Here is a 21706-nt window from a genome sequence, read left to right on the forward strand (position 1 = left end):
CAATGACCCAGATCATGGTCGCCGGCATCGTCGGCTTCGTCGTGAGCATCTTCCTCACTCCGATGCTCATCATCTACTTCCGCCGCCACGGCTACGGGCAGGAGATCCGGCTCGAGGGCCCGCAGTCCCACATGAGAAAGGGGGGCACGCCCAACATGGGCGGTCTCGCGATCCTCGCCGCCGTGTGGCTCGGCTATATCGTCGCCGGGCTGATCGGGCAGTTCACCGTGGGCGGTGGCGGGTTCACCGCCTCCGGACTGCTCATCCTCGGCCTGGCCACGGCGCTGGCCGTGGTCGGCATGATCGACGACGGCCTCAAGGTGTTCAAGCGGCAGAACAAGGGCCTGGGCATCCTGTCGAAGACGGTCGGGCAGGTCCTCGCGGCGCTGGCGTTCGGCATCCTCGTCCTCCAGTTCCGCAACTCGGACGGGCTCACCCCGGCCAGCCGGTCGCTGAGCTACGTGCGGGACTTCGTGGCCGTGACCTTTCCCGTCGTCGTCTTCCTCGTCTTCATCGTGATCCTCGTCTACGGCTGGTCCAACGCGGTCAACTTCACCGACGGCCTCGACGGCCTCGCCGCCGGCTCCATGGCCATGGTCATGGGCACCTACGTCGTGTTCAGCTTCTGGCAGTTCCGCTACTCCTGCTTCTCCACCGCCGAGGGCGTCAACCTGTCGGGCTGCTACCAGGTCCGCGATCCCCTGGACATCGCCGTGGTGTGTTCGGCAGCGCTCGGCGCGTGCCTGGGCTTTCTGTGGTGGAACGCCGCGCCGGCCAAGATTTTCATGGGCGACACCGGCTCGATGTTCCTCGGCGGCATCGTCGCGGGCGTGTCCGTCGTGTCGCGGACCGAGCTGCTCATGGTCGTCGTGGGCGCGGTGTTCGTCATCGAGTTCGTCTCCGTCCTCATCCAGGTCGCCGCGTTCCGCACCACCGGCCGACGACCGTTCCGCATGACGCCCATCCACCACCACTTCGAGAACGGCGGGTGGGCCGAGACGACGGTGACGATCCGGTTCTGGCTGCTGGTGGCCATCTCGTGTGGCCTGGCGATCGCGCTGTTCTACGGCGACTGGCTCGCGAGCTCGGTGGGATGAGCGGGAGGAGCGGGATGACGGAGACGACCCCGACAGCCGGCGCGGCCGCCGGGCGGGACCTCGACGTGCGCGAGCTCGCCGGCACGCGCGTGCTCGTCCTGGGCGCGGGCGTATCCGGGCCGGGCGCTGTACGCATCCTCGACGCGCTGGGCGCCGAACCAGTGGTCGCCGACTCGCGACCCGAGGCGATCGCACGCCTGCGGGAGGCGCTGCCGGACGGTGTCGCGTGCGAGGGCGTCGACCTCGACCGCGCCGCCGAGCTGCTGGCCGCTCCGCGCGGGCCGGTCGGCCAGGCCGGCGGGGCCGCCGGGGCCGGCGGGGGTGACCGGATCGGTATCGACCTGGTCGTGACCAGCCCGGGGTGGCGCCCGGACTCGCCCCTGCTGGTCGCCGCTGCGGACGCCGGGATCTGCGTGTGGGGCGACGTGGAGCTGGCGTGGCGCGCCGACGCCGCCGAGCTGTTCGGCCCCCGCCGCACGTGGCTCGCGGTGACCGGTACCAACGGCAAGACCACCACCACCTCGATGCTCGAGGCCATCTGTCTCGAGGCGGGCATGGCGGCGCGAGCGTGCGGGAACATCGGCCTGCCGGTGACCGACGTGCTGCTGACTGAGCCACGCGTGGAGGTGCTCGCGGCCGAGCTGTCGAGCTTCCAGCTGCACTGGGCGCCGAGCTGCCGACCGGACGTGGGCGTGGTGCTCAACGTCGCCGAGGACCACCTCGACTGGCACGGGTCCATGGAGGCCTACGCCGCGGCCAAGGCGCAGGTCCTGACCGGCCGGGTGGCCGTGGCCGGTGCCGACGACGAGATCGCCGCGCGCCTGCTCGCCGACGCGCCCGCCGCGACGCGTATCGGGGTGCGCATCGGCGCGCCCGCCGCGGGGGAGTACGGCGTGGTCGACGGCGTGCTCACCGCGCGGGTCGGCGCCGGGGGCGTCGGTCCGGGCGACGGCGGCGACGGTGGCGACGAGTATGACGACGACGAGGTGGCGCTGCTGCCGGCCGCGGACGTGCGCCCGGCCGGGCCCGCGGGCGTCCTCGACGCACTCGCCGCCTCGGCCGTGGCCATGTCCGTGGGCGCGCGGGCCGAGCACGTCGCCGCGGCCCTGCGTTCGTTCACGGTGGGCGCCCATCGCGCCGAGCCGGTGGCGACCATCGACGGGATCACCTACATCGACGACTCCAAGGCCACCAATCCGCACGCCGCCCGCACCTCGCTGCTGGCGGGCGGACCGATGGTGTGGATCGCCGGCGGACTGCTCAAGGGCGCCGACGTCGAGCCGCTGGTCGCCGAGGTCGCCGATGTCCTGCGCGGAGTGGTCCTCATCGGCCGCGACCGCGGGCGGATCGCCGGGGCATTGGCCCGACACGCGCCGACGGTGCCCGTGGTGGAGCTGGCCTCGGGAGACGATGACGACGCTGCGGGTCCCGACGAGCCGCAGCAGACGATGGACCGCGCGGTCGCCGAGGCCGCGCGGATGGCCACCGGAGGCGACACCGTGTTGCTCGCCCCGGCTGCCGCGTCGATGGACATGTTCACCGACTACGGCCACCGGGGGCGCAGCTTCGTCCTCGCCGTGGGCCGCGTGGCCGGGAGGTAGGGGCTATGGCACTGCGAGACAAGGCGGCACCGCGAGACAACGCACCTCACGAGCGGGCGGACGGCCCGGACCGGGCCGATCGGCCCGACCTGCTCGGGCGTATCGCCGCGCCACTGGCCGCGATCAACCGGGCGCCCCTGACGTCGTACCACGTGGTCATGGTGGTCACGGCCCTGCTCACGGTCATCGGACTGGGCATGGTGCTGTCCAGTTCCAACGTGCTGGCCTTCTCCGGCGGTGGCACGCCGTTCGACATCTTCCTGCGCCAGGCGATGTTCGTGCTCATCGGCTGGATGGGCTTCGTCCTGGCCCTGCGCCTGCGCATCGAGCTGCTGCGCGCCGCGGCGTTCCCGCTGCTGCTCGTGTCCATCGGTCTGCTCGTCGCGGTGCTGATCCCCGGCATCGGCTCCGAGGTCAACGGCTCCCGTGGCTGGATCGACCTCGGCATCTTCTCGATCCAGCCCGCCGAGATCGCCAAGTTCGCCCTCATCATCTGGGCGTCGTCCGTGGTCGCCAAGCGTGTGCGGACGGGCTACTGGCTGGACCTGCTCTTCCCGGCGGTCGTCGGGTACCTCATCGTGGCGGTGCTCGTCGTCGTCGCCCCCGACCTGGGCATGGCGACCGCGGTGACCATCGCGTTCCTGTGCATCCTGTGGTTCTCCGGCTACCCGGCGCGGCACTTCGCGTGGGTGATCGCCGTCGGCGTCGTCGTCTTCGGCGTCCTCGCGGTGGCGTTCGCCTACCGCTTCGAGCGGATCCGGACCTACCTCGACACGTTCCGCGGGGACTTCTCCAACCCCCAGGGCGCGGCGTACCAGTCGTACCAGGGCATGCTCTCCCTGGCCGACGGCGGACTGTTCGGCGTCGGCCTGGGTCAGTCCAGCGCCAAGTGGTTCTACCTGCCGGAGGCCACCAACGACTTCATCTTCGCCATCATCGGCGAGGAGCTCGGCTGGTTCGGCGCCGCGGTCGTCGTCTCGCTCTACCTCACCCTCGGCTGGGTCGGCATGCGGATCGCCATGCGCTCGGTGGACCCGTTCCGCCGCCTGCTCGCCGGCACCATCTCCGCGACGATCGTCCTGCAGGCGTTCATCAACATCGGCTACGTCGTGGGCCTGCTGCCGGTGACCGGTCTGCAGCTGCCGCTCATCTCCAACGGCGGTACCTCCGCCGTCGTCACGCTCACCTCGCTCGGCCTGCTCGCCAACTGCGCCCGGCACGAGCCCGAGGCCATCTCCGCGATCCTCAGCTCCCCGAGCCGTCGCCGGCACCGGTGGTTCTCCCTGCCCGACCCGCGCCCCTACCGGCCCGAGCGCCCCGTCCCCGCCTCGTCGGCGCCCGGTCGCTCGAGCGAGGGCGCCCGGCGGTACGGCGACCCCGTCACCCGCCGCCAGCCGACCCGCCCCGGCGGTCCCGCGCCGCGTGACCGGGCCGCCGGCGCCCGGCGCACGGCCCAGCCCGCCCCCGTGCCGCGTCCGCCGCGCGGCGGACCACGGCCGCCGGCGTACGAGACCATGCCGATCCCGGCCGACGCCGCCCGCGATCGTCGGCGTGGGGCGACCGCGATGACCGGCCGCACCGCCCGGCCCGTCCGCGGACGCGAGGCCGAGCGCCGCCAGCCGCGCCGCCCGGCCCCCGACGCAGGGGGCCGCCAGAGCCCCGGCGCCGGCCGGCCCAGCCCCATCCACCGGGGACGCGAGCGATGAGCGCGGCATCCGCCGGCGGTCCCTCGGTCCTCGTGGTCGGCGGCGGCACCGCCGGCCACATCGAGCCCGCGCTCGCGGTGGGGGAGGCCGTCACCGCCCTCGACCCGACCGCCCGCGTCACGGCCGTGGGCACCCCGCGCGGCCTGGAGACCGACCTCGTCCCCAAGCGGGGCGTGCCACTCGAACTGGTCGATCCGGTCCCGCTGCCGCGCAGTGTCGGCGGCGACCTGTTCCGCCTGCCCGGGCGTCTCGTCCGGGCCGTGCGCGGGGCACGCGAGGTGTTGCGACGCACGGACGCGGACGTCGTCGTGGGCTTCGGCGGGTACGCGTGCGTGCCCGTGTACCTGGCCGCGGCGGCGCCGCTGCGACCCGCGTCCGGGGGCGCGCGTCGCCGCGTGCCGATCGTCGTCCACGAGGCCAACTCGCGCGCGGGGATCGCCAACAAGCTCGGCGCGCGGTTCGCCGTCGCGACCCTCGCCGCGGTCACCGGGTCGGGGCTCGACGCCCGCGTCGTGGGCAACCCCGTCCGCCGCGCCGTCGCGACCCTCGACCGCGCGGCCCTGCGGTCGCAGGCCCGCGCGACCTTCGGGCTGGACCCCGACGGGCCCGTCCTGCTCGTCGTGGGCGGCTCCCAGGGCGCGCGGTCACTCAACACCGCCATGGCGGCGGTCGCCGAGGAGTTCTCCCGGGCCGGCGTGGGCGTCCTGCACGCGGTCGGTCCGAAGAACCTCGACGACGCCCCGGTCGTACCGGCCGGCGGCGCGCCCTACGTGACCGTGCCCTACCTCGACCGCATGGACCTGGCGTACGCCGCCGCCGACCTCATCCTGTGCCGGTCGGGTGCCATCACCGTCGCCGAGGTCTCCGCCGTCGGGCTGCGCGCGGTGTTCGTCCCCCTGCCCCACGGCAACGGCGAGCAGGCCCTCAACGCCCGCGACCTCGTCGCCGGCGGCGCGGCCCTGCTCGTGGAGGACTCCGACCTCACGCCCGACCACCTCCGCTCGGAGGTCCTGCCGCTCGCGCTGGACCCCGACCGGCTCCAGATGATGTCCGAGGCCGCCGTCCGCGGCGGCTCCCGAGACGCGGCGGAGGTCGTGGCGCGCATCGCGCTGGACGCCGCCGGAAAGGCCCCGCGTTGACCAGCACCACCCCCGGCACCGACTCCGTGCCCGCCACGCTCGAGCGCGTCCACATGATCGGTATCGGCGGCGCGGGCATGTCCGGCGTCGCGCGGATCCTGCTCGACCACGGCGTGGCGGTCTCCGGCAGCGACGCCCGCGACTCGGCCGACCTGCGCGCGCTGGCCGACCGCGGCGCCGTCGTGCGCGTCGGCCACCACGCCGACGCCCTCGAGGCCCTCGGCTCGCCCCCGCAGATCGTCGTGGTGTCCAAGGCGGCGATCCCCGCCGACAACCCAGAACTCGTCGCGGCGCGGGCCGCGGGCATCCCGGTCGTCACCAGGTCGCAGGTGCTCGGGCACCTCGCCCGGGCGGGCCGCTCGATCATGGTGTGCGGTACCCACGGCAAGACCTCCACCACCTCGATGCTCATCGCGGGCATGCTCTCCGCCGGGTCCGACCCGTCCTTCGCGGTGGGCGGCACCGTCCTGCAGTTCGGGACCAACGCGCGCGGCGGCGCCGACCCCGTGTTCGTGGCCGAGGCCGACGAGTCCGACGGGTCCCTCGTGCACTACGAGCCCGACGTCGTGATCCTCACCAACGCCGAACCCGACCACCTCGACCACTTCGGCACCGCCGAGGCGTACTACGAGGTCTTCGACACCTTCCTCGCCCGCATCCCCGACACCGGCGCGCTCGTGGTGTGCGTCGATGACGAGGGCGCGGCCGAGCGCGCGCGCCGGGCCGCGGCCGCGGGCGTCCGCGTGGTGGGGTACCGCACCGTCGACGGTCCGACGACCGACCTGCCGGTGGCGGGGGAGCTCGCGGGGATCACCGTCGACTCCGACGGCACGCGGGCCCGGCTCACCCTCGATGGCGGGTCGCACGGCGAACTGCACGTGGGCACCCCGGGCGAGCACATGGCGCTCAACGCCCTCGCCGCCCTGCTCGCCGCCCGCGAGGTGGCCGGGTCGGGCGGCTTCGACGCGGACGGGTTCCTCGCCGGCCTGTCCGGGTTCGGCGGCGTCGGACGACGCTTCGAGCCCAAGGGCGAGGCCGTGGTCGGCGACGGGCGGGCGCGCGTCTACGACGACTACGCCCACCACCCCACGGAGGTCGCCGCGGTGCTCGGCGCCGCGCGGGAGATCGTCGAGGCGGACGGGGGGCGGCTCGTCGCCGTCTTCCAGCCCCACCTGTACTCGCGCACCAGGATCTTCGCCGAGGAGTTCGGCCGCGCACTGTCGCTCGCCGACGAGGTGGTGGTCCTCGACGTCTACGGCGCGCGCGAGCGACCCGAACCCGGCGTCGACGGCGGGTTGATCGCCCGGAACGTCACCGCGGCCGTCCACCACGTGCCCGACCTCGACAGCGCGCTGACGACGGTCACCGGGATCCTGCGGCCCGGCGACGTCGTGTTCACCCTCGGCGCCGGCGACATCACCACTCTCGGCCCGCGGATCGTTACCGGCGGGGAACCGTGAGGAGGGCCGCGCGGTGACCAACGAGCCCGACCTCCCCGAGGAGCACGACGTCCCCGGTGCGCCGGACGTCGACCCCGCCGCGGAGCGACCGGGGCCCGACCCCGGGCCACCGCCCACCGAGGCGTCCACCGAGGCGCCGGCGTGGGACACCCCGCCGACCGACGATCCCGACCGCCGGCGCGCCGCGGCCGACCTGCGCCGCTCCGATGAGCGGGTCCGTCACTCCGACCCGGCCGTGCGCGCGCGCCTACGGCGCCGCCGTCGGCGGACCAACCGGATCTACGCCGGGCTCGGCATCGCGTTGGTCGTGGTGCTGCTCGGCTACATCGCGCTGTACTTCCTGCCGGTGTTCGCCGTCCGTGAGGTGAGCGTCGAGGGCACCCGGACGATCCCCGGGGAGGTCGTCACCGAGCGCGCGGCCGTCGCACCGGGCACGCCGCTGCTCCAGGTCGACACCCACGCGGTCGCCCGGCGTGTGGCGGGCATCCCGCGGGTGGATCAGGTGACGGTCAAGAGGGACTACCCGTCGGGGCTGCGGATCGAGCTCGTCGAGCGCACCGCGCTCGTGGTGGTGGAGGTCGACGGCGAGCAGCATCTCGTGGACGCCCAGGGCATCGACTTCGGTCCGGGGGAGGTGCCGCCCGGGACGCCGGTGCTCACGGTGGGAGAGGCCGCCCGCGGCGAGTTGCCGGCGGTCGTCCGCGACCTGGCGACGGTGTTCGCCGAGGTGCGGGGAACGGCCGGTCAGGAGATCGCCTCCGTGGAGGTCGACACCCGGGCGTCGATCGTGCTCACCCTCGCCGACGGGCGGATCGTCGAGTGGGGAGCGGCCGGCCGTGACCGGGAGAAAGCCGTGGCGTTGCAGATGGTGCTCGAGCAGCCGGGACAGATCTGGAACGTGTCCAACCCGGCTCTGCCGGCGTCCCGCTAGAGCGCCGCCGGCGTCACGTCCGCGGCCCGGTGGGGCACGGCCGACGGCCCGGTACACACGACACGCCCGCGAGCCTCGTGGACGCGCGGGGCCGGTAGCCCTACCGTGGTGTTCCGACGGCCGAAACCGCCTCTGACCAGCAAGTTTAACCCTCAACTAGAGGGTGAGACTTAAGGGTCCACGGAACGTTTCGTCGAGACAGCACGCAACCGAGCACGACACCCCCATAGGAAGGCCGGGCCTCGATGAGCTCACCCCACAACTACCTCGCAGTCATCAAGGTCGTCGGCATCGGCGGAGGCGGCGTGAACGCGGTCAACCGGATGATCGACGAGGGACTCAAGGGCGTCGAGTTCATCGCCGTGAACACCGACGCGCAGGCCCTCCTCATGTCCGACGCCGACGTCAAGCTCGACGTGGGTCGCGAGCTCACCCGGGGACTCGGCGCGGGCGCCGACCCCGAGGTGGGCCGTAAGGCCGCCGAGGACCACAAGGATGAGATCGAGGAGGTGCTCAAGGGCGCCGACATGGTCTTCGTCACCGCCGGCGAGGGCGGCGGCACCGGCACCGGCGGCGCGCCCGTCGTGGCGGCCATCGCCCGCAAGCTCGGCGCCCTCACCGTCGGCGTGGTCACGCGCCCGTTCTCCTTCGAGGGCAAGCGCCGCGGCGGCCAGGCCGACGCCGGAATCGACGCGCTGCGCGAGGCCTGCGACACGCTCATCGTGATCCCCAACGACCGCCTCCTGCAGCTGGGCGACGCGGGGGTGTCGATGATGGAGGCGTTCAAGACCGCCGACGAGGTGCTGCTCAACGGCGTCCAGGGCATCACCGACCTCATCACCACGCCCGGCGTCATCAACGTCGACTTCGCCGACGTCAAGGGCGTCATGTCCGGCGCCGGCAGCGCGCTCATGGGCATCGGCTCCTCCCGCGGGGAGGGCCGCGCGTTCAAGGCCGCCGAGGCCGCCATCAACTCGCCGTTGCTCGAGACCACGATGGAGGGCGCCAAGGGCGTGCTCATGTCCATCGCCGGTGGCAGCGACCTGGGCCTGTTCGAGATCAACGAGGCCGCCTCCCTCGTGCAGGAGGAGGCGCACCCCGACGCCAACATCATCTTCGGCACGGTCGTCGACGACTCCCTCGGCGACGAGGTCCGCGTGACCGTCATCGCCGCCGGGTTCGAGGGCGGGTCCCGGCCGGTCGCCGCCGGCGCGGCCCAGCCGCGGCGCGGTCGCCACCACCTCGACGACGACGAGTCGGTCCCCGGCGCCTCCGGCGACACCGGCGGTGCCTCGGAGCTCGGATCGACGCCCCTCGGCGGTCGCGGTCGCGAGGAGTCGGCCTACCCGGGCTCCGGCGGGTCGTCCGCGAGCTCGGCGGGCACGTCCTCGTCCTCGTCGTCGGCCCGTCGCCGCGACGAGGACGACGACATCGACGTCCCGCCCTTCATGCGGCACTGACACGGCGCACCGTGACGCCCAACGGGACGGGGCGCGTCCGCCGGGTGGTCACCGACCGCCGCGGTGGCGCGTCGACCGGAGACTTCGACTCGTTCAACCTCGGCGACCACGTCGGTGACGCCCCCGCCGCCGTGGCCGCCAACCGCGCGCGGCTGGCCCGCCGACTCGGCCTGCCCGCGACCGACATCGTGTGGATGGACCAGGTCCACGGCACCCGGATCGCCCGCGTCACCAGGCCGACCGGCGGGCCCGTCCCCGCCACGGACGGACTCGTGACCGACCGGCCCGGCCTCGCGCTGGCGGTGCTCACCGCCGACTGTGTCCCGGTGCTCGCCGCGGACGAGCAGGCCGGCGTGATCGGGGCCGTGCACGCCGGACGCGTCGGCGCGGTCGGCGGGATCGTCCCCGACCTCATCGGCGCCATGACCTCGCTCGGGGCGCGTCCGGAGCGGATAACGGTGCTCCTCGGCCCGGCGGCGGCCGGGGAGCACTACGAGCTGCCCGACGACCTGGCCGACGAGGTCGAGGCGGCTCTGCCCGGCAGTCGCACCCGGACCGTCGCCGGAACGGCGGGCGTCGACCTGCGCAAGGGCATCACCCGCCAGCTCGCCGGGCTGGGCGTGACGCGCGTCGACTCCGACCCCCGCTGCACGATCGCCGAGCAGTCCCTGTTCTCCTATCGTCGACAGGGGCGGACCGGGCGCCAGGCCAGCGTGATCTGGCGGCAGGTGTAGCAGGCCGGGCCGGCCGACCCGCCGGACCGGGAGACGAAAGGGCGGACATGACCGACACCAGGGCCACAGAACTCGCCGCGCGGCTGGCCGAGACCCGCGAACGCATGGACGCGGCGCGGGCGGCGGCAGGCCGGACCGACGAGGTCGACCTCGTCGTCGTCACCAAGTTCCATCCCGTCACCGACGTCGTCCACCTCGCCCGCCTCGGGGTGCGCGACGTCGGCGAGAACCGGGTGCAGGAGGCGGCGGCCAAGGTCGACGACCTGACCGCCGCCGACGCCGAGCTTGCGGCGTCCGTGCGGTGGAACATGGTCGGGCACATCCAGTCCAACAAGGCCGCCGCCGTGGCCGGGTGGGCCGACCGGGTCCACTCGGTGGACTCCGTGAAGGTCGCGAACGGGCTCGAGCGCGGCCGCGCCCGCGCCGCCGACGAGCGCGACGGCGTCACGCCCCTGCCCGTCCTGCTCCAGCTGAGCCTCGACGGCGACACCTCGCGCGGTGGGGTCACCCGCGAGGACCTGCCGGCCCTCGCCGATCACGTCGCCGGACTCGGGCACCTCCGTCTGGCCGGCCTCATGGTGGTGCCCCCGCTCTCCGGCGATCCCGCCGCCCACTTCGCCGACGCCGCCGACGTCGCCGCCGACCTGCGGCGCCGGCACCCCGACGCCGTCGAGTTCTCCGCGGGCATGTCCGGGGACATCGAGGAGGCGATCGCGGCAGGTTCCACCTGCGTGCGTGTCGGAACGGCGATCCTCGGCCCCCGACCAGTAGTTTGAGATCCAGCCTCGCGGGGACACCCGCCCGCGAAGAACACACGCCCGCGACGACCCCGTTACCAGGAAGGTCCCGGAAGATGAGCGCAATCGCCCGGTTCAAGGAGTACTTCGGAATGGCGCCCGTCGCGGCGTACGAGGACGAGTACCTGGACGACTACGACCGCCCCGTCCACCACGACGCGCGCGTCGGTCGCGGAATGCACGACACGGACGACCTCGGTCCGGTCGCCCGCGACCGCCGGGACGACTACGGCTACGCCGCCGACCGCTACCTCGACGAGCCCGCGCCCCGCTCCCGCGTCGCCGACCTCGACCCCGTCGACGAGCGCGGCGCCGCCCGCCGTGCGCCCGTCGAGGAGCCGACCCCGCGCCCCCGCCGCTACCACGCCGCCGAAGCCGGCGCGCGCGCCAACCTCCGCGGTGTGCCCGCCACCCGCGGCGCCGTCGCCCTCGCGCCGGAGGAGGACTTCGTCGAGGACGGGCTCGTCACCGTTCCCGAGACCGTCGTGGAGCGCCCCCGCGGCTTCGGCGACGGCAAGAGTCTCGGCGAACACTTTCGCGCCGGACGCGCGGTCGTCCTGGACCTGTCCACGATGGCCTCCGGAGACGCCCGCCGCATGGTCGACTTCGCCGCCGGCCTCGTATTCGGCCTCGACGGCCGCATGGAGAAGGTCGCCGACCGCGAGCGCACGTTCCTCCTGCAGCCCGCCGGCATGGACCTCACCGAGGCCGAGGTCCGCGACGCCGTCAACGGCGCCTTTCGCCGCTGACCGGTCCGCCCGTCGGCGGGGACCGGGTGCCCTCGGGCACCGCGGTGGCCCGGGGAAGTAGAGTTGAAGCGTGACGTTGATTCTGCTGATCCTCTATTACCTGGTCGAGGTCTTCTGGTTCCTGCTCCTGGGCCGGATCGTGGTGGAGATGATCGCCTCGTTCTCCCGTAGCTGGACGCCGAAGGGTGTCCTCGCGGTGGTGCTGGAGTGGCTGTTCACCATCACGGACCCGCCGGTCAAGGCGTTGCGCAAGGTCATCAAGCCGGTCCGTCTCGGCCAGGTCTCCCTGGACCTGTCCGTCCTGGTCCTGTTCATCATCCTCATGGTGCTGCGGGTCGTCATCCTGGCCTTCATCTGAGCGATGGGGCCGCGCTGCGGCCGGCAGAGCGGCCCCGGTTCACCGACCCGGACCACGGCCGCTGGTGACGCGCGGGCCGGTTGTGACTAGATTGGCCACAGTTAAGGTAAAAATGAAGTCGTGGGTCCGGTGCGTGAACGCCGGACCGGCACCCGAGACGACCACGAGGGGTATCCCATGCCGTTGACACCAGCCGATGTGCACAACGTCGCGTTCTCCAAGCCACCGATCGGCAAGCGTGGCTACAACGAGGACGAAGTCGACCAGTTCCTGGACCTGGTCGAGACGGAGCTCGCGGAACTCGTCTCGGACAACGAGGACCTCCGGCAGCGGGTCGAGGAGCTGACCCGCGACCTCGAGAAGGCGCGCAAGGCCGCTGACGAGGCCGGCAAGTCCTCCGGCGGTGGATCGGGTGCCGCCGCTCCCGCCGCGCAGGCCCCGGCGCCCGCGCCGACGCCGGCCCCGGCGCCCACCACTCCCGCTCCCGCCGCCGCGACCCCGTCGCTCGGCAAGGGCGAGGACGACGGCGCCGCCAACAACGAGACGCACCTGCGCGCCGCCCGCGTCCTGGCCATGGCCCAGGAGATGGCGGACCGCCTGACCGGCGAGGCCAAGAAGGAGTCCGACGGGCTCATGGCCAAGGCCCGCAGCGAGTCGGACCGGCTGGTCGGCGACGCCCGGACGCAGTCCGAGAAGCTGGTCAACGACGCCAAGTCGCAGGCCGAGAAGATGGTCGGCGACGCGCGCCGCGAGGCGGACAAGCTTCTCGCCGAGGCCAAGAGCAAGTCCGACGGCATCGTCAAGGATGCCCAGGCCCGGTCCGAGCAGCAGGTCAAGGAGGCGCAGGCCAAGGCCGACGCCCTGCAGGCCGACGCCGAGCGCAAGCACACCGAGATCATGGCCACGATCAACCAGCAGCGTGGCGTTCTCGAGAGCCGGATCGACCAGTTGCGGACGTTCGAGAAGGACTACCGCAGCCGTCTCACCAGCTACCTGGAGAACCAGCTCGCCGAACTCGGCAAGATCGGCTCCGCCGCCCCGGCGGCCCCCGCCGATGCCGGTGGCGCCGCCGACCAGGCGGCCAAGAAGGACGGCGGCCACCGCGCCGACTGACCCCTCACGCGTGACGCGCCCGATCCGCGCGGCGTGAACGGTCCCCGCCCCTGCCCGGGGTGCGGGGACCGACGTATATTCGACGGCAAGGGGTGCGCACCACAGTGCGTGGCGCATCCCCTGCCACCACGCACCGCCCCCAGGAGGCACGGATGCTCGTCGCCGCGCTCGGACTGACGATCCTCGGATTCGGCTTTCTCGTCGCCGCGGTCGCGACCGGTCAGATCGGGTGGGCCTGGGCGTGCATCGTCGTGGGAGCGGTGGGGCTGTTGCTGCTGGTGATCGACCTCATCCAGGGGCGCGGTGAGCGTGACACGCGTGGCCGCGGGACCTCGGAAGAGGCGGACGTCCGGGCCGACGGGTAATATCGGACACCGTCCGGCCCCGAGTCGGACGCGCGATGATCCGGCCATCACCGGGGAGCGCTCGGAAGAACGGCGCGGTCCCGCTTCGGGACCCGCTCAGTAGAACCGAACGGGGGAGCCCGTCACAGCCCGACCCACGAGTGGGCGTCGCACGTCGTCGCCAAACGGGGTGGTACCGCGGACGGTGGCGCGCTGGGCGCCGCCGGATCGTCCCCGAGCGCAGGCCTGACCGGCCCCACGGATGCGAACTCGTGCGGGCCCCGTATGCGAGGAGTCCGCCCCCATGAGCACCGAGCCCGTGAACCGCGAATCCGCCGACCCGGCGTCCGGCGACGCCGAGGGCGGTGCCACCGGCAGCGCGTACCCGATCGTCGACCTCACCGGCGGCACCACATCACAGACCCCCTCGTTCCCGGCCCTCGAGGAGACGGTTCTCGCCCGCTGGGACGAGCGCGACACCTTCCGCGAGTCCATCCGTAACCGGGCGGACGCGGAGGAGTACGTCTTCTACGACGGCCCGCCCTTCGCCAACGGCCTGCCCCACTACGGCCACCTGCTCACCGGCTACGTCAAGGACGTCGTCCCGCGCTACCGCACCATGCGCGGCTACAAGGTGGAACGCCGCTTCGGCTGGGACTGCCACGGACTGCCGGCCGAACTCGAGGCCGAGAAGCAGCTCGGGATCACCGAGAAGTCCCAGATCCTCGAGATGGGTCTGGCCGAGTTCAACGCCGCGTGCGAGAAGTCGGTGCTGCAGTACACCGACGAGTGGGAACAGTACGTCCACCGCCAGGCCCGCTGGGTGGATTTCGACAACGACTACAAGACCCTCGACATCGACTTCACCGAGTCCGTCCTGTGGGCCTTCAAGCAGCTCTACGACAAGGGTCTCGTCTACAAGGGCTTCCGCGTCCTGCCGTACTCCTGGTACGAGCAGACACCGTTGTCCAACCAGGAGACCCGGCTCGACGACGCCTACAAGATGCGCCAGGACCCGGCCGTCACCGTGGGACTGCCGCTCGAGGCGCCGCAGGACAGCCCGTTCCACGGGGCCGAGGCCCTCGTGTGGACCACCACGCCGTGGACCCTGCCGTCCAACCTCGCCGCCGCCGTGCACCCCGAGATCGACTACTCGGTCGTGCGGGTCAACTCGGGGCCCTTCGCCGGCCGCGTGTTCGTGCTGGCCGAGGCGCGCCGCGGCGTCTACGCGGCCGAGTTCGGTGACGACGCCCAGGTCGAGACCACCGTCAAGGGCTCCGAGCTGGTGGGCCTGCGCTACACCCCGCCGTTCGACTTCTTCGCCGGACACCCCAACTCCCACGTCGTGCTCTCGGCCGACTACGTCTCCACCGAGTCCGGTACCGGCATCGTCCACCTGGCCCCGGCCTTCGGTGAGGAGGACAAGGAGGCCTGTGACGCCGCGGGCATCGAGCTCGTCATCCCGGTGGGGCCCGACGGCAAGTTCACCTCGGAGGTGCCGCCGTACGCGGGGCAGCTGGTCTTTGACGCCAACGCGCCCATCTCCCGCGACCTGCGGTCGGCGGGCCGACTGATCCGCCACGAGACCATCGAGCACTCCTACCCGCACTCGTGGCGCTCGGGCCAGCCGCTCATCTACATGGCGCTGCCCGCGTGGTTCGTCAAGGTCTCCGCGTTCCGGGACCGCATGGTGGAGCTCAACCGCGAGCACATCACGTGGATGCCCGAGCACGTCCGCGACGGCCAGTTCGGCAAGTGGCTCGAGGGGGCGCGTGACTGGAACATCAACCGCAACCGCTACTGGGGCGCGCCCATCCCGGTGTGGGAGTCCGACGACCCGGCCTACCCGCGCGTGGACGTGTACGGCTCGCTGGACGAGCTCGAGCGGGACTTCGGCGTCCGGCCCACGGACCTGCACCGGCCGTACATCGACGACCTGACCCGACCCAACCCGGACGACCCGACGGGCAAGTCGACCATGCGGCGCGTCGCCGACGTCTTCGACTGCTGGTTCGAGTCCGGGTCGATGCCGTTCGCGCAGGTCCACTACCCGTTCGAGAACAAGGAGTGGTTCGAGACCCACAACCCGGGCGACTTCATCGTCGAGTACAACGGGCAGACCCGCGGTTGGTTCTACACCCTGCACGTGCTGGCCACCGCCCTGTTCGACCGCCCGGCGTTCACGCACGTCGCCGCCCACGGCATCGTCCTGGGCAACGACGGGCTCAAGATGAGCAAGTCCAAGGGCAACTACCCGGACGTCAACGAGGTGTTCGCCCGTGACGGCTCGGACGCCATGCGGTGGTTCCTCATGAGCTCCCCGATCCTGCGCGGAGGCAACCTCGTGGTGACCGAGCAGGGGATCCGCGAGGGCGTCCGCCAGGCCATGCTCCCGCTGTGGAACTCGTACAGCTTCTTCCAGCTGTACGCCTCCCGCCGGGCGACGTGGCGGACGGACTCCCAGCACGTGCTGGACCGCTACATCCTGTCCCGGTTGGCCTCGACCCGCGACGCCATGACCGAGGCCCTGGACGCCACGGACATCGCCGCCGCGTGCGACGAACTGCGCCTGTTCGCCGACGCGCTGACCAACTGGTACGTGCGTCGGTCGCGGTCCCGGTTCTGGGCGGGCGAGGACAGCGGGCGGGACTCTCGCGACGCGTTCGACACGCTGTACACGGTGCTCGAGACGACCATGCGGCTCGCTGCGCCGCTGCTGCCGCTGATGAGCGAGGTCGTGTGGACCGGGCTCACCGGCGAGGAGTCGGTGCACCTCGTGGACTGGCCGGCCGCGGACGAGCTGCCCCGCGACGCCGCGCTGGTCGAGGCGATGGAGGCCGTGCGCGACGTGTGCTCGACCGTGTCCTCGATCCGTAAGGCCAAGCACCTGCGGGTGCGTCTGCCGCTGAACTCGCTCACCGTGGCGATGCCGGACGCGCAGCGGCTCGAGCCGTTCACCGGCATCATCGCCGACGAGGTGAACGTCCGTGATGTCCACTTGACCAGCGACGTGGCCGCTCACGGCCGGATGGAGCTGGCGGTCAACGCCCGCGCCGCCGGTCCGCGGCTCGGCAAGCAGGTCCAGTCCTGCATCAAGGCCGCCAAGACCGGCGACTGGACCGAGGTCGACGGGGTGGTCACCGCCGGCGGTATCGAGCTGCAGGAGGGCGAGTACGAGCACCGCCTGGTCGCCGCCGATCCCGAGTCGACGGCCGCGCTGCCCGGCGGTGCCGGCCTGGTGGTGCTGGATCTGACGGTCACCGAGGAGCTCGAGGCGGAGGGCTGGGCCAAGGACCGCGTCCGCGAGATCCAGGAGGCGCGCCGTGCGGCCGGGTTCGACATCTCCGACCGCATCCGTGTGCGCATGGCGGTGCCGGCCGATCGCCGCGAGTGGGCCGATCGTCACGCGCAGCTCATCGCCGCCGAGGTGTTGGCGACCGACTTCGCGGTGGTCGACGGCCTGGACGCGGCCGAGGGGGACGCGGTGGAGCTCGCCGAGGGCGTCCGGATGACGCTGGCGCGGGTCTGATCGGCCCGGCCCCGACCCTGACGGGCGCGATCGTGATCCGACGGAGGCGGAGGTGACCGACGGGCAGGACCGCTGGGTCCTGCACGTCGACATGGACGCGTTCTTCGCCTCCTGCGAGCAGCTCACCCGGCCGACCCTGCGGGGTCGGCCGGTGCTCGTGGGCGGGCAGGGCGGCCGCGGCGTGGTGGCGGGGTGCTCGTACGAGGCGCGGGCGTTCGGGGCGCGGTCGGCGATGCCGTCGCACCAGGCGCGGCGTCTCGTCGGCCCGTCGGCGGTGTTCGTCTCGCCTCGGATGCCGGTGTATCGTGCGCTGAGTCGCCGGGTGTTCGAGGTGTTCGCCGAGCACGCGCCGGTGGTCGAACAGGTGTCGGTGGACGAGGCGTTCCTCGAGCCGCCCGAGCTGCGTGGCGCCGACGTGGACCGCACCCGGCGGTGGGCGCAGGATCTGCGGGCGGCGATCCGCGAGTCCACTGGGCTGCCGGCCTCGGTCGGTGCGGGGGCGGGCAAGCAGTACGCCAAGATCGCGTCCGAGCTGGCCAAGCCGGACGGGGTCGCGGTGGTCGCGCGACGCGATCACGAACGGGTGCTGCACCCGCTTCCGGTCCGGAGCCTGTGGGGTGTCGGGCCGGTGGCGGGGGAGCGGCTGGCGCAGTTCGGGGTGACGACGATCGGCGACCTGGCCGCGATGGACGACGACGACGTGGCCCATGCTCTGGGGCGGACCGTGGGCCCGGCGATCGCGCGCATCGCGCGGGGGTACGACGACCGGCCGGTGCACGAACGCGCGGAGGCCAAGCAGATCAGCGCGGAGAGTACGTTCGCCGCCGACCTGACCACTCCCGGCCAGGTCACCGCGGCGGTACGACGGGCGGCGGAGGCCGCGCACCGTCGGCTGCTGCGCGACGGGCGTGCCGCCCGCACGGTGACGGTGAAGGTCAAGCGCTCGGATTTCACGTCGATCAGCCGCTCGTACACGCTGCCGGAGGGCACGACCTCGCTCGAGACGATCATCGCGGTGGCCAGGTCCCTGGCGCCGGATCCGGTGGACTTCGGCGCGATCCGCCTCCTGGGCGTGGGGGTGGCGGGCCTGACGGACTTTCACCAGGACGCGCTGTTCGAGCAGGAGTTCACCCTGGGCGCGCGCCCGGGGGCGGGGGTCGACGACGACGAGGACCTGCCCGACATCGTCGGTGTGGGCACCACCGTGACCACGGAGGAGTCCGAGCCGGCGGATGCCGGGTCGGGGCCCGCGGGCGCGGGGGCCGCCGCGGGGACGGGTGAGGGGGAGCTACCGGCGATCGGGGCGTGGCGCCGGGGCGAGGACCGACGGTTCGAGACCGGCGCGGACGTGCGTCACCCGGAGTTCGGGCACGGCTGGGTGCAGGGCTCGGGGCACGGGCGGGTCTCTGTGCGGTTCGAGACAGCGGTGACCGGGCCGGGCCGGATGCGCACGTTCGTCGAGGATGATCCGGCGCTCGAGCCCGCGGACCCGCTGGACTCCCTGGGCTGGTGACCCCGCGCCCGTGGATGCCCGCCCCGATTCGCAGCTGCTCCCGGCGATGGCGTCTCGCGCCCGTGGATGCCCGCTTCGAACCCAGCCGCTCCTCGGCATGGCGTCTCGCCCCCACGGCGGAGCGCGCGAGACGACATGGCGACGGGCGGCTAGTTCACCCGCTCGGCCCGTGCCACTAACGGCCCGCGGCGGTGAGGGGTTCTCGGGCTGCTCGGCGGCCCGTTCGTCAGTTGTAGAGGTGGAACCTCGACCACTCGCGGCGGACCCTCGCCGCGGCGTCGGCGTCGGCGTCGGCGTCGGCGTCGGCGTCGGCGTAGGCGGCGGCGTCGGCGGCGACATCGGCATCATCGTCCACGTCGACCTCCGCCCCCTCCGCGACGGACAGGAGAGCGGCCAGCAGGACGCGGGCCTGCCCCGAGCGCAGGTAGCCGGCGGAGAGCACCCCGCGGGCCGCGAGCTCGGCACCGCCGCCCCGGCCGCCGTACGTCGCGGTCGCCTCGCCCCGCGGCACCCGGCTTGAGGCCACCACCACGATGTCGGGCCGGTCCTCGGCGAGCCGGGCCACCGCGTCGGCGACCAGGGGCGGGAGGTTGCCCGACCCCGAGCCCTCCAGGACCAGCCCGCGCGCGCCGGCGGCGACGCACGCGTTCAGGGCCGCGGCGTCGGAGCCCGGTGGGCAGGCGACCACGTCCACCCGGGTGTCGGCGAACCGGGCCCGTCCGGTCAGTGTGGGACGTTCGAGCTCCGGCGGCAGGTCCTCCACAGGGTGTTCGGGGGAGTTGCGGGCGAAGGCGACGGGATCGGTCGTGTGCCACTTGCGCACCCCGCGGGCCTGAAGGATCGCCCGCCCGAGCACCACCAGCACCCCCAGATCGCGGGAGACCGGGTCGGCGGCCAACAGCACCGCGTCGAGCAGGTTCGCGGGCCCGTCGGCCTCGGGGTGGTCGGCGGCACGCTGCGCGCCCGTGAGCGCCACGGGCCGCGGGTCCGCGTGATGCAGGTCCAGCGCGATGGCGGTCTCCTCGAGGGTGTCCGTCCCGTGGGTCACGACCACCCCGGAGACCTCCGGGTCGGCCAGGACGTCCGCGACGGTGTCGACGATCAGGTCCCACTCGGCGGGTCCGAAGGTGGAGGAGTCGGCGTCGAGGACGGCGCGGGCGCTCACCCGTATCTCGCCGGGCAGCACGGCGCGGAGCGCGTCGAGCATCGCCGCCGTGGCCGGATCGGAGTCCCCGGCCACCACCGCGCCCTCGGGCGTCGTGGAGGCGGTGATCGTGCCGCCGGTGGTGCAGATCACGATGTGGGGGGTATCGGTGCTGGTCTGGCCGCTGGTCACCCGGTCCACAGTGCTGTGCGGGCGGCTCGTCGTCAAAAACCCGGGCCGCCGACGATGGAACAATGGCCGACCAGTGTTCGTTGGGCCGGTGACACGGTTCGGAGCCGGGACCGGCTCGGCGCCGGATGCCCGGTGCCCCACATCTCGACGAAAGGACCCCCGCGTGAGTCTTCGACGGACCATCGCCGCTCTCTCCCTGTCCGCTTTCGCCATGGGTGGCCTCGCCGCCTGTGGGGGTGGAGGCGATGAGCGCGAGACCGCACCCGCGCCCACCACGAGCGCGCAGGAGACCGCCGCCGTGCCCACCGCCGCGGAGCTGACCGGGCTCCTCGACCGGGCGTCCGATCCCGCCGTTCCGGTGGAGGAGAAGGTCGACCTCGTCGAGGGGGGTGCCGAGGCGCCCGAGATCTTCGACCAGATCGCCGCCCTCAAGGCCGAGCAGGGTGCCGGCGTGACGATTACCGGGGTCGCGGAGGGCGACATCCCGGGCACGCTCATCGCCAACGCGGTGATCACCCAGCCGGGCCAGGAGGACATCAACGTCCAGGCGCAGTTCATCAACCAGAACGGCCAGTGGCAGCTGCAGAAGTCCTTCGCCTGCGCGCTGATCACCAACGCCGGGCTCCAGCCGCCGGCCACCTGCGCCGCGGCCTGATCCGGGCGACCGCCGGGCGCCGCGCCGGCGGTCAGTCCACCGTGCGGAAGCTCAGTTCCGAGTCCTCCTCGTAGGTCGACCGTCGTCCGGAATCCGGGTCGACGTAGGCGGTCCGCGTGGAGGACTCGGTCGTCCCGCCCACCGGCATGGCGGCCCGGAGGTCGACCGTCAGCTCGCCGGAGCCGGAGACGTCGTAGGACTCCACGTCCAGGGTGACGCCCGGCCCGCCGTCGGGCGCGGGCGCGGTGAGGGTGTCCTGGGGATCGGGGGCCTCGGTGCGTGACCGGACGGTGGCGACGTCGCCGTCGAGGTCCACCAGCTCGTAGGTGGTGACCCGGGTCGGGGCGACCGCGTCGTCGACCTGCCGGGTGACCGTCCACCGGGCGCCCACGCCGATCTCCTCGGTGGGGAACGCGACGGTCGCCTCCGAGATCGCGTTGGCGGTGATCTCGACGCCGGCGCGTGCGGCGTCGGTCGCACCCGCCGGTGCCGCCAGTGAGAGCTCGCGGATGATCCCGTCGGCGCTGCGGGTCCAGGTGACGGTGAAGCCGGGCGCGGTGGCGAACTGTGCGGAGCGGCGGTCGTCGACGGAGGTGAACTCGCGCGCGGTGACGGTGGCCCGCTGTGCGCCGTCGACGTCCGGTTCGGAACGCCCTTCCAGGGTGAGTGTCTGTTCCGGAGTGTCGTCGACCCTCGGTTCGGAACCCGGCACCTCGGTGCGGGAGGTGGCTGCGCGGGTCACGGCCACGACCGCCGGTTCGAGCGACGGAGCGTAGGCGAGGATCCGCCGCTCGCCCTGCCCGGCGTCCACCAGCGCCACGGTGGGGGCGGGTCCGGGGTCGACGCTCACCTCGGGCTCGAGCGCCTGCGCGTCCGTGTCCGCAGCGACCCCCGCCCCGTCGGTCGCCCCCTGCCCCGTGGCGGAGGGGCCGGCGGCGGGGTCGGACGCGTCGTCGTCGGCGCACGCGGCGGTACCGGCTACGAGGGTGGCCGCGAGCGCGGCCGCGAGAAGGCGCCGACCGGGGCCGCCGCGGCCACCCCGTCCTCGGTCGCCGCCACGCTCGCGGCGGGTGGTTCGGGAGGGGCCGGGGATGACGGTCGATCGCGGGTCCACGGCCCCGAGCCTAGAGGGTCGCCCACCCGCAGCCGTCGGGTCGGCGACGGCATCAGGGATACTGGGCGGC

18 protein-coding genes are annotated in these 21706 nt (G+C 73.1%); 16 read left to right on the forward strand and 2 right to left on the reverse strand.

The annotated features are described in order from the left end of the window. Positions 1 to 2 precede the first annotated feature (2 nt). The 15 genes from mraY to C3V38_RS12240 all read left to right on the forward strand — a co-directional run bounded on the left by mraY (position 3) and on the right by C3V38_RS12240 (position 18531). On the forward strand, positions 3 to 1097 hold the full coding sequence (gene mraY, locus C3V38_RS12170) for a phospho-N-acetylmuramoyl-pentapeptide-transferase (protein WP_106385855.1): 1095 nt from the start codon (positions 3 to 5) through the stop codon (positions 1095 to 1097). A gap of 14 nt (positions 1098 to 1111) precedes the next feature. Then, positions 1112 to 2698 (forward strand): UDP-N-acetylmuramoyl-L-alanine--D-glutamate ligase, encoded by a 1587-nt coding sequence (murD, locus tag C3V38_RS12175; protein ID WP_106385856.1) that lies wholly within the window; start codon positions 1112 to 1114, stop codon positions 2696 to 2698. Positions 2699 to 2703: 5 nt separating this feature from the next. Continuing rightward, the gene (ftsW, locus tag C3V38_RS12180) at positions 2704 to 4404 is read left to right on the forward strand and encodes a putative lipid II flippase FtsW (RefSeq protein WP_106385857.1); all 1701 of its coding nucleotides are present in this window, start codon (positions 2704 to 2706) and stop codon (positions 4402 to 4404) included. Beyond that, positions 4401 to 5543 (forward strand): glycosyltransferase, encoded by a 1143-nt coding sequence (locus C3V38_RS12185; protein ID WP_106385858.1) that lies wholly within the window; start codon positions 4401 to 4403, stop codon positions 5541 to 5543. Before ftsW ends, C3V38_RS12185 begins: the two co-directional genes overlap by 4 nt. A 53-nt stretch (positions 5544 to 5596) precedes the next feature. Further along, a complete protein-coding gene (gene murC / locus C3V38_RS12190; protein ID WP_217354171.1) occupies positions 5597 to 7003 on the forward strand; it encodes a UDP-N-acetylmuramate--L-alanine ligase in 1407 nt (468 codons plus the stop codon). 13 nt (positions 7004 to 7016) lie between these two features. Next, complete coding sequence (locus C3V38_RS12195) at positions 7017 to 7934, forward strand: cell division protein FtsQ/DivIB (protein WP_106385860.1); 918 nt, start codon at positions 7017 to 7019, stop codon at positions 7932 to 7934. Positions 7935 to 8179: 245 nt separating this feature from the next. Continuing rightward, positions 8180 to 9394, forward strand: coding sequence for a cell division protein FtsZ (ftsZ, locus tag C3V38_RS12200; RefSeq protein ID WP_106385861.1), 1215 nt, complete (start codon positions 8180 to 8182; stop codon positions 9392 to 9394). A gap of 11 nt (positions 9395 to 9405) precedes the next feature. Beyond that, a complete protein-coding gene (pgeF, locus tag C3V38_RS12205; RefSeq protein WP_165001109.1) occupies positions 9406 to 10128 on the forward strand; it encodes a peptidoglycan editing factor PgeF in 723 nt (240 codons plus the stop codon). 47 nt (positions 10129 to 10175) lie between these two features. Beyond that, on the forward strand, positions 10176 to 10904 hold the full coding sequence (locus C3V38_RS12210; protein WP_106385863.1) for a YggS family pyridoxal phosphate-dependent enzyme: 729 nt from the start codon (positions 10176 to 10178) through the stop codon (positions 10902 to 10904). 77 nt (positions 10905 to 10981) lie between these two features. After that, a complete protein-coding gene (locus tag C3V38_RS12215) occupies positions 10982 to 11674 on the forward strand; it encodes a cell division protein SepF (RefSeq protein ID WP_106385864.1) in 693 nt (230 codons plus the stop codon). A 70-nt stretch (positions 11675 to 11744) separates the two neighbouring features. After that, positions 11745 to 12032 carry a YggT family protein gene (locus tag C3V38_RS12220; protein ID WP_061228934.1) on the forward strand — a complete coding sequence of 96 codons (288 nt, stop codon included), beginning with the start codon at positions 11745 to 11747 and terminating at the stop codon, positions 12030 to 12032. A 177-nt stretch (positions 12033 to 12209) separates the two neighbouring features. Continuing rightward, the gene (locus tag C3V38_RS12225) at positions 12210 to 13145 is read left to right on the forward strand and encodes a DivIVA domain-containing protein (RefSeq protein WP_106386476.1); all 936 of its coding nucleotides are present in this window, start codon (positions 12210 to 12212) and stop codon (positions 13143 to 13145) included. A gap of 152 nt (positions 13146 to 13297) precedes the next feature. After that, positions 13298 to 13510 (forward strand): hypothetical protein, encoded by a 213-nt coding sequence (locus C3V38_RS12230; RefSeq protein ID WP_106385865.1) that lies wholly within the window; start codon positions 13298 to 13300, stop codon positions 13508 to 13510. 283 nt (positions 13511 to 13793) lie between these two features. Continuing rightward, positions 13794 to 17018: an isoleucine--tRNA ligase gene (ileS, locus tag C3V38_RS12235; RefSeq protein ID WP_254425972.1), complete on the forward strand. Its 3225-nt coding sequence runs from the start codon at positions 13794 to 13796 to the stop codon at positions 17016 to 17018. A 52-nt stretch (positions 17019 to 17070) separates the two neighbouring features. Continuing rightward, on the forward strand, positions 17071 to 18531 hold the full coding sequence (locus C3V38_RS12240; protein WP_106385866.1) for a DNA polymerase IV: 1461 nt from the start codon (positions 17071 to 17073) through the stop codon (positions 18529 to 18531). Between the two features lie 226 nt (positions 18532 to 18757). Here C3V38_RS12240 and C3V38_RS12245 read toward each other — a convergent pair whose 3' ends face one another. Beyond that, positions 18758 to 19867 carry an asparaginase gene (locus C3V38_RS12245; RefSeq protein ID WP_254425973.1) on the reverse strand — a complete coding sequence of 370 codons (1110 nt, stop codon included), beginning with the start codon at positions 19865 to 19867 and terminating at the stop codon, positions 18758 to 18760. 163 nt (positions 19868 to 20030) lie between these two features. On the opposite strand from C3V38_RS12245, the gene C3V38_RS12250 reads away from it, so the two are divergent. Further along, positions 20031 to 20522: a hypothetical protein gene (locus C3V38_RS12250; RefSeq protein ID WP_061229114.1), complete on the forward strand. Its 492-nt coding sequence runs from the start codon at positions 20031 to 20033 to the stop codon at positions 20520 to 20522. 31 nt (positions 20523 to 20553) lie between these two features. On the opposite strand, the gene C3V38_RS12255 is transcribed toward C3V38_RS12250, so the two are convergent. Beyond that, positions 20554 to 21636, reverse strand: a complete 1083-nt coding sequence (locus C3V38_RS12255) for a hypothetical protein (RefSeq protein WP_254425974.1) — start codon at positions 21634 to 21636, stop codon at positions 20554 to 20556. Positions 21637 to 21706: the final 70 nt, after the last annotated feature.

Origin of the sequence: Dietzia sp. oral taxon 368, from assembly GCF_002999155.1 — a bacterium.
In the GTDB taxonomy this organism is placed as follows: domain Bacteria; phylum Actinomycetota; class Actinomycetes; order Mycobacteriales; family Mycobacteriaceae; genus Dietzia; species Dietzia cinnamea.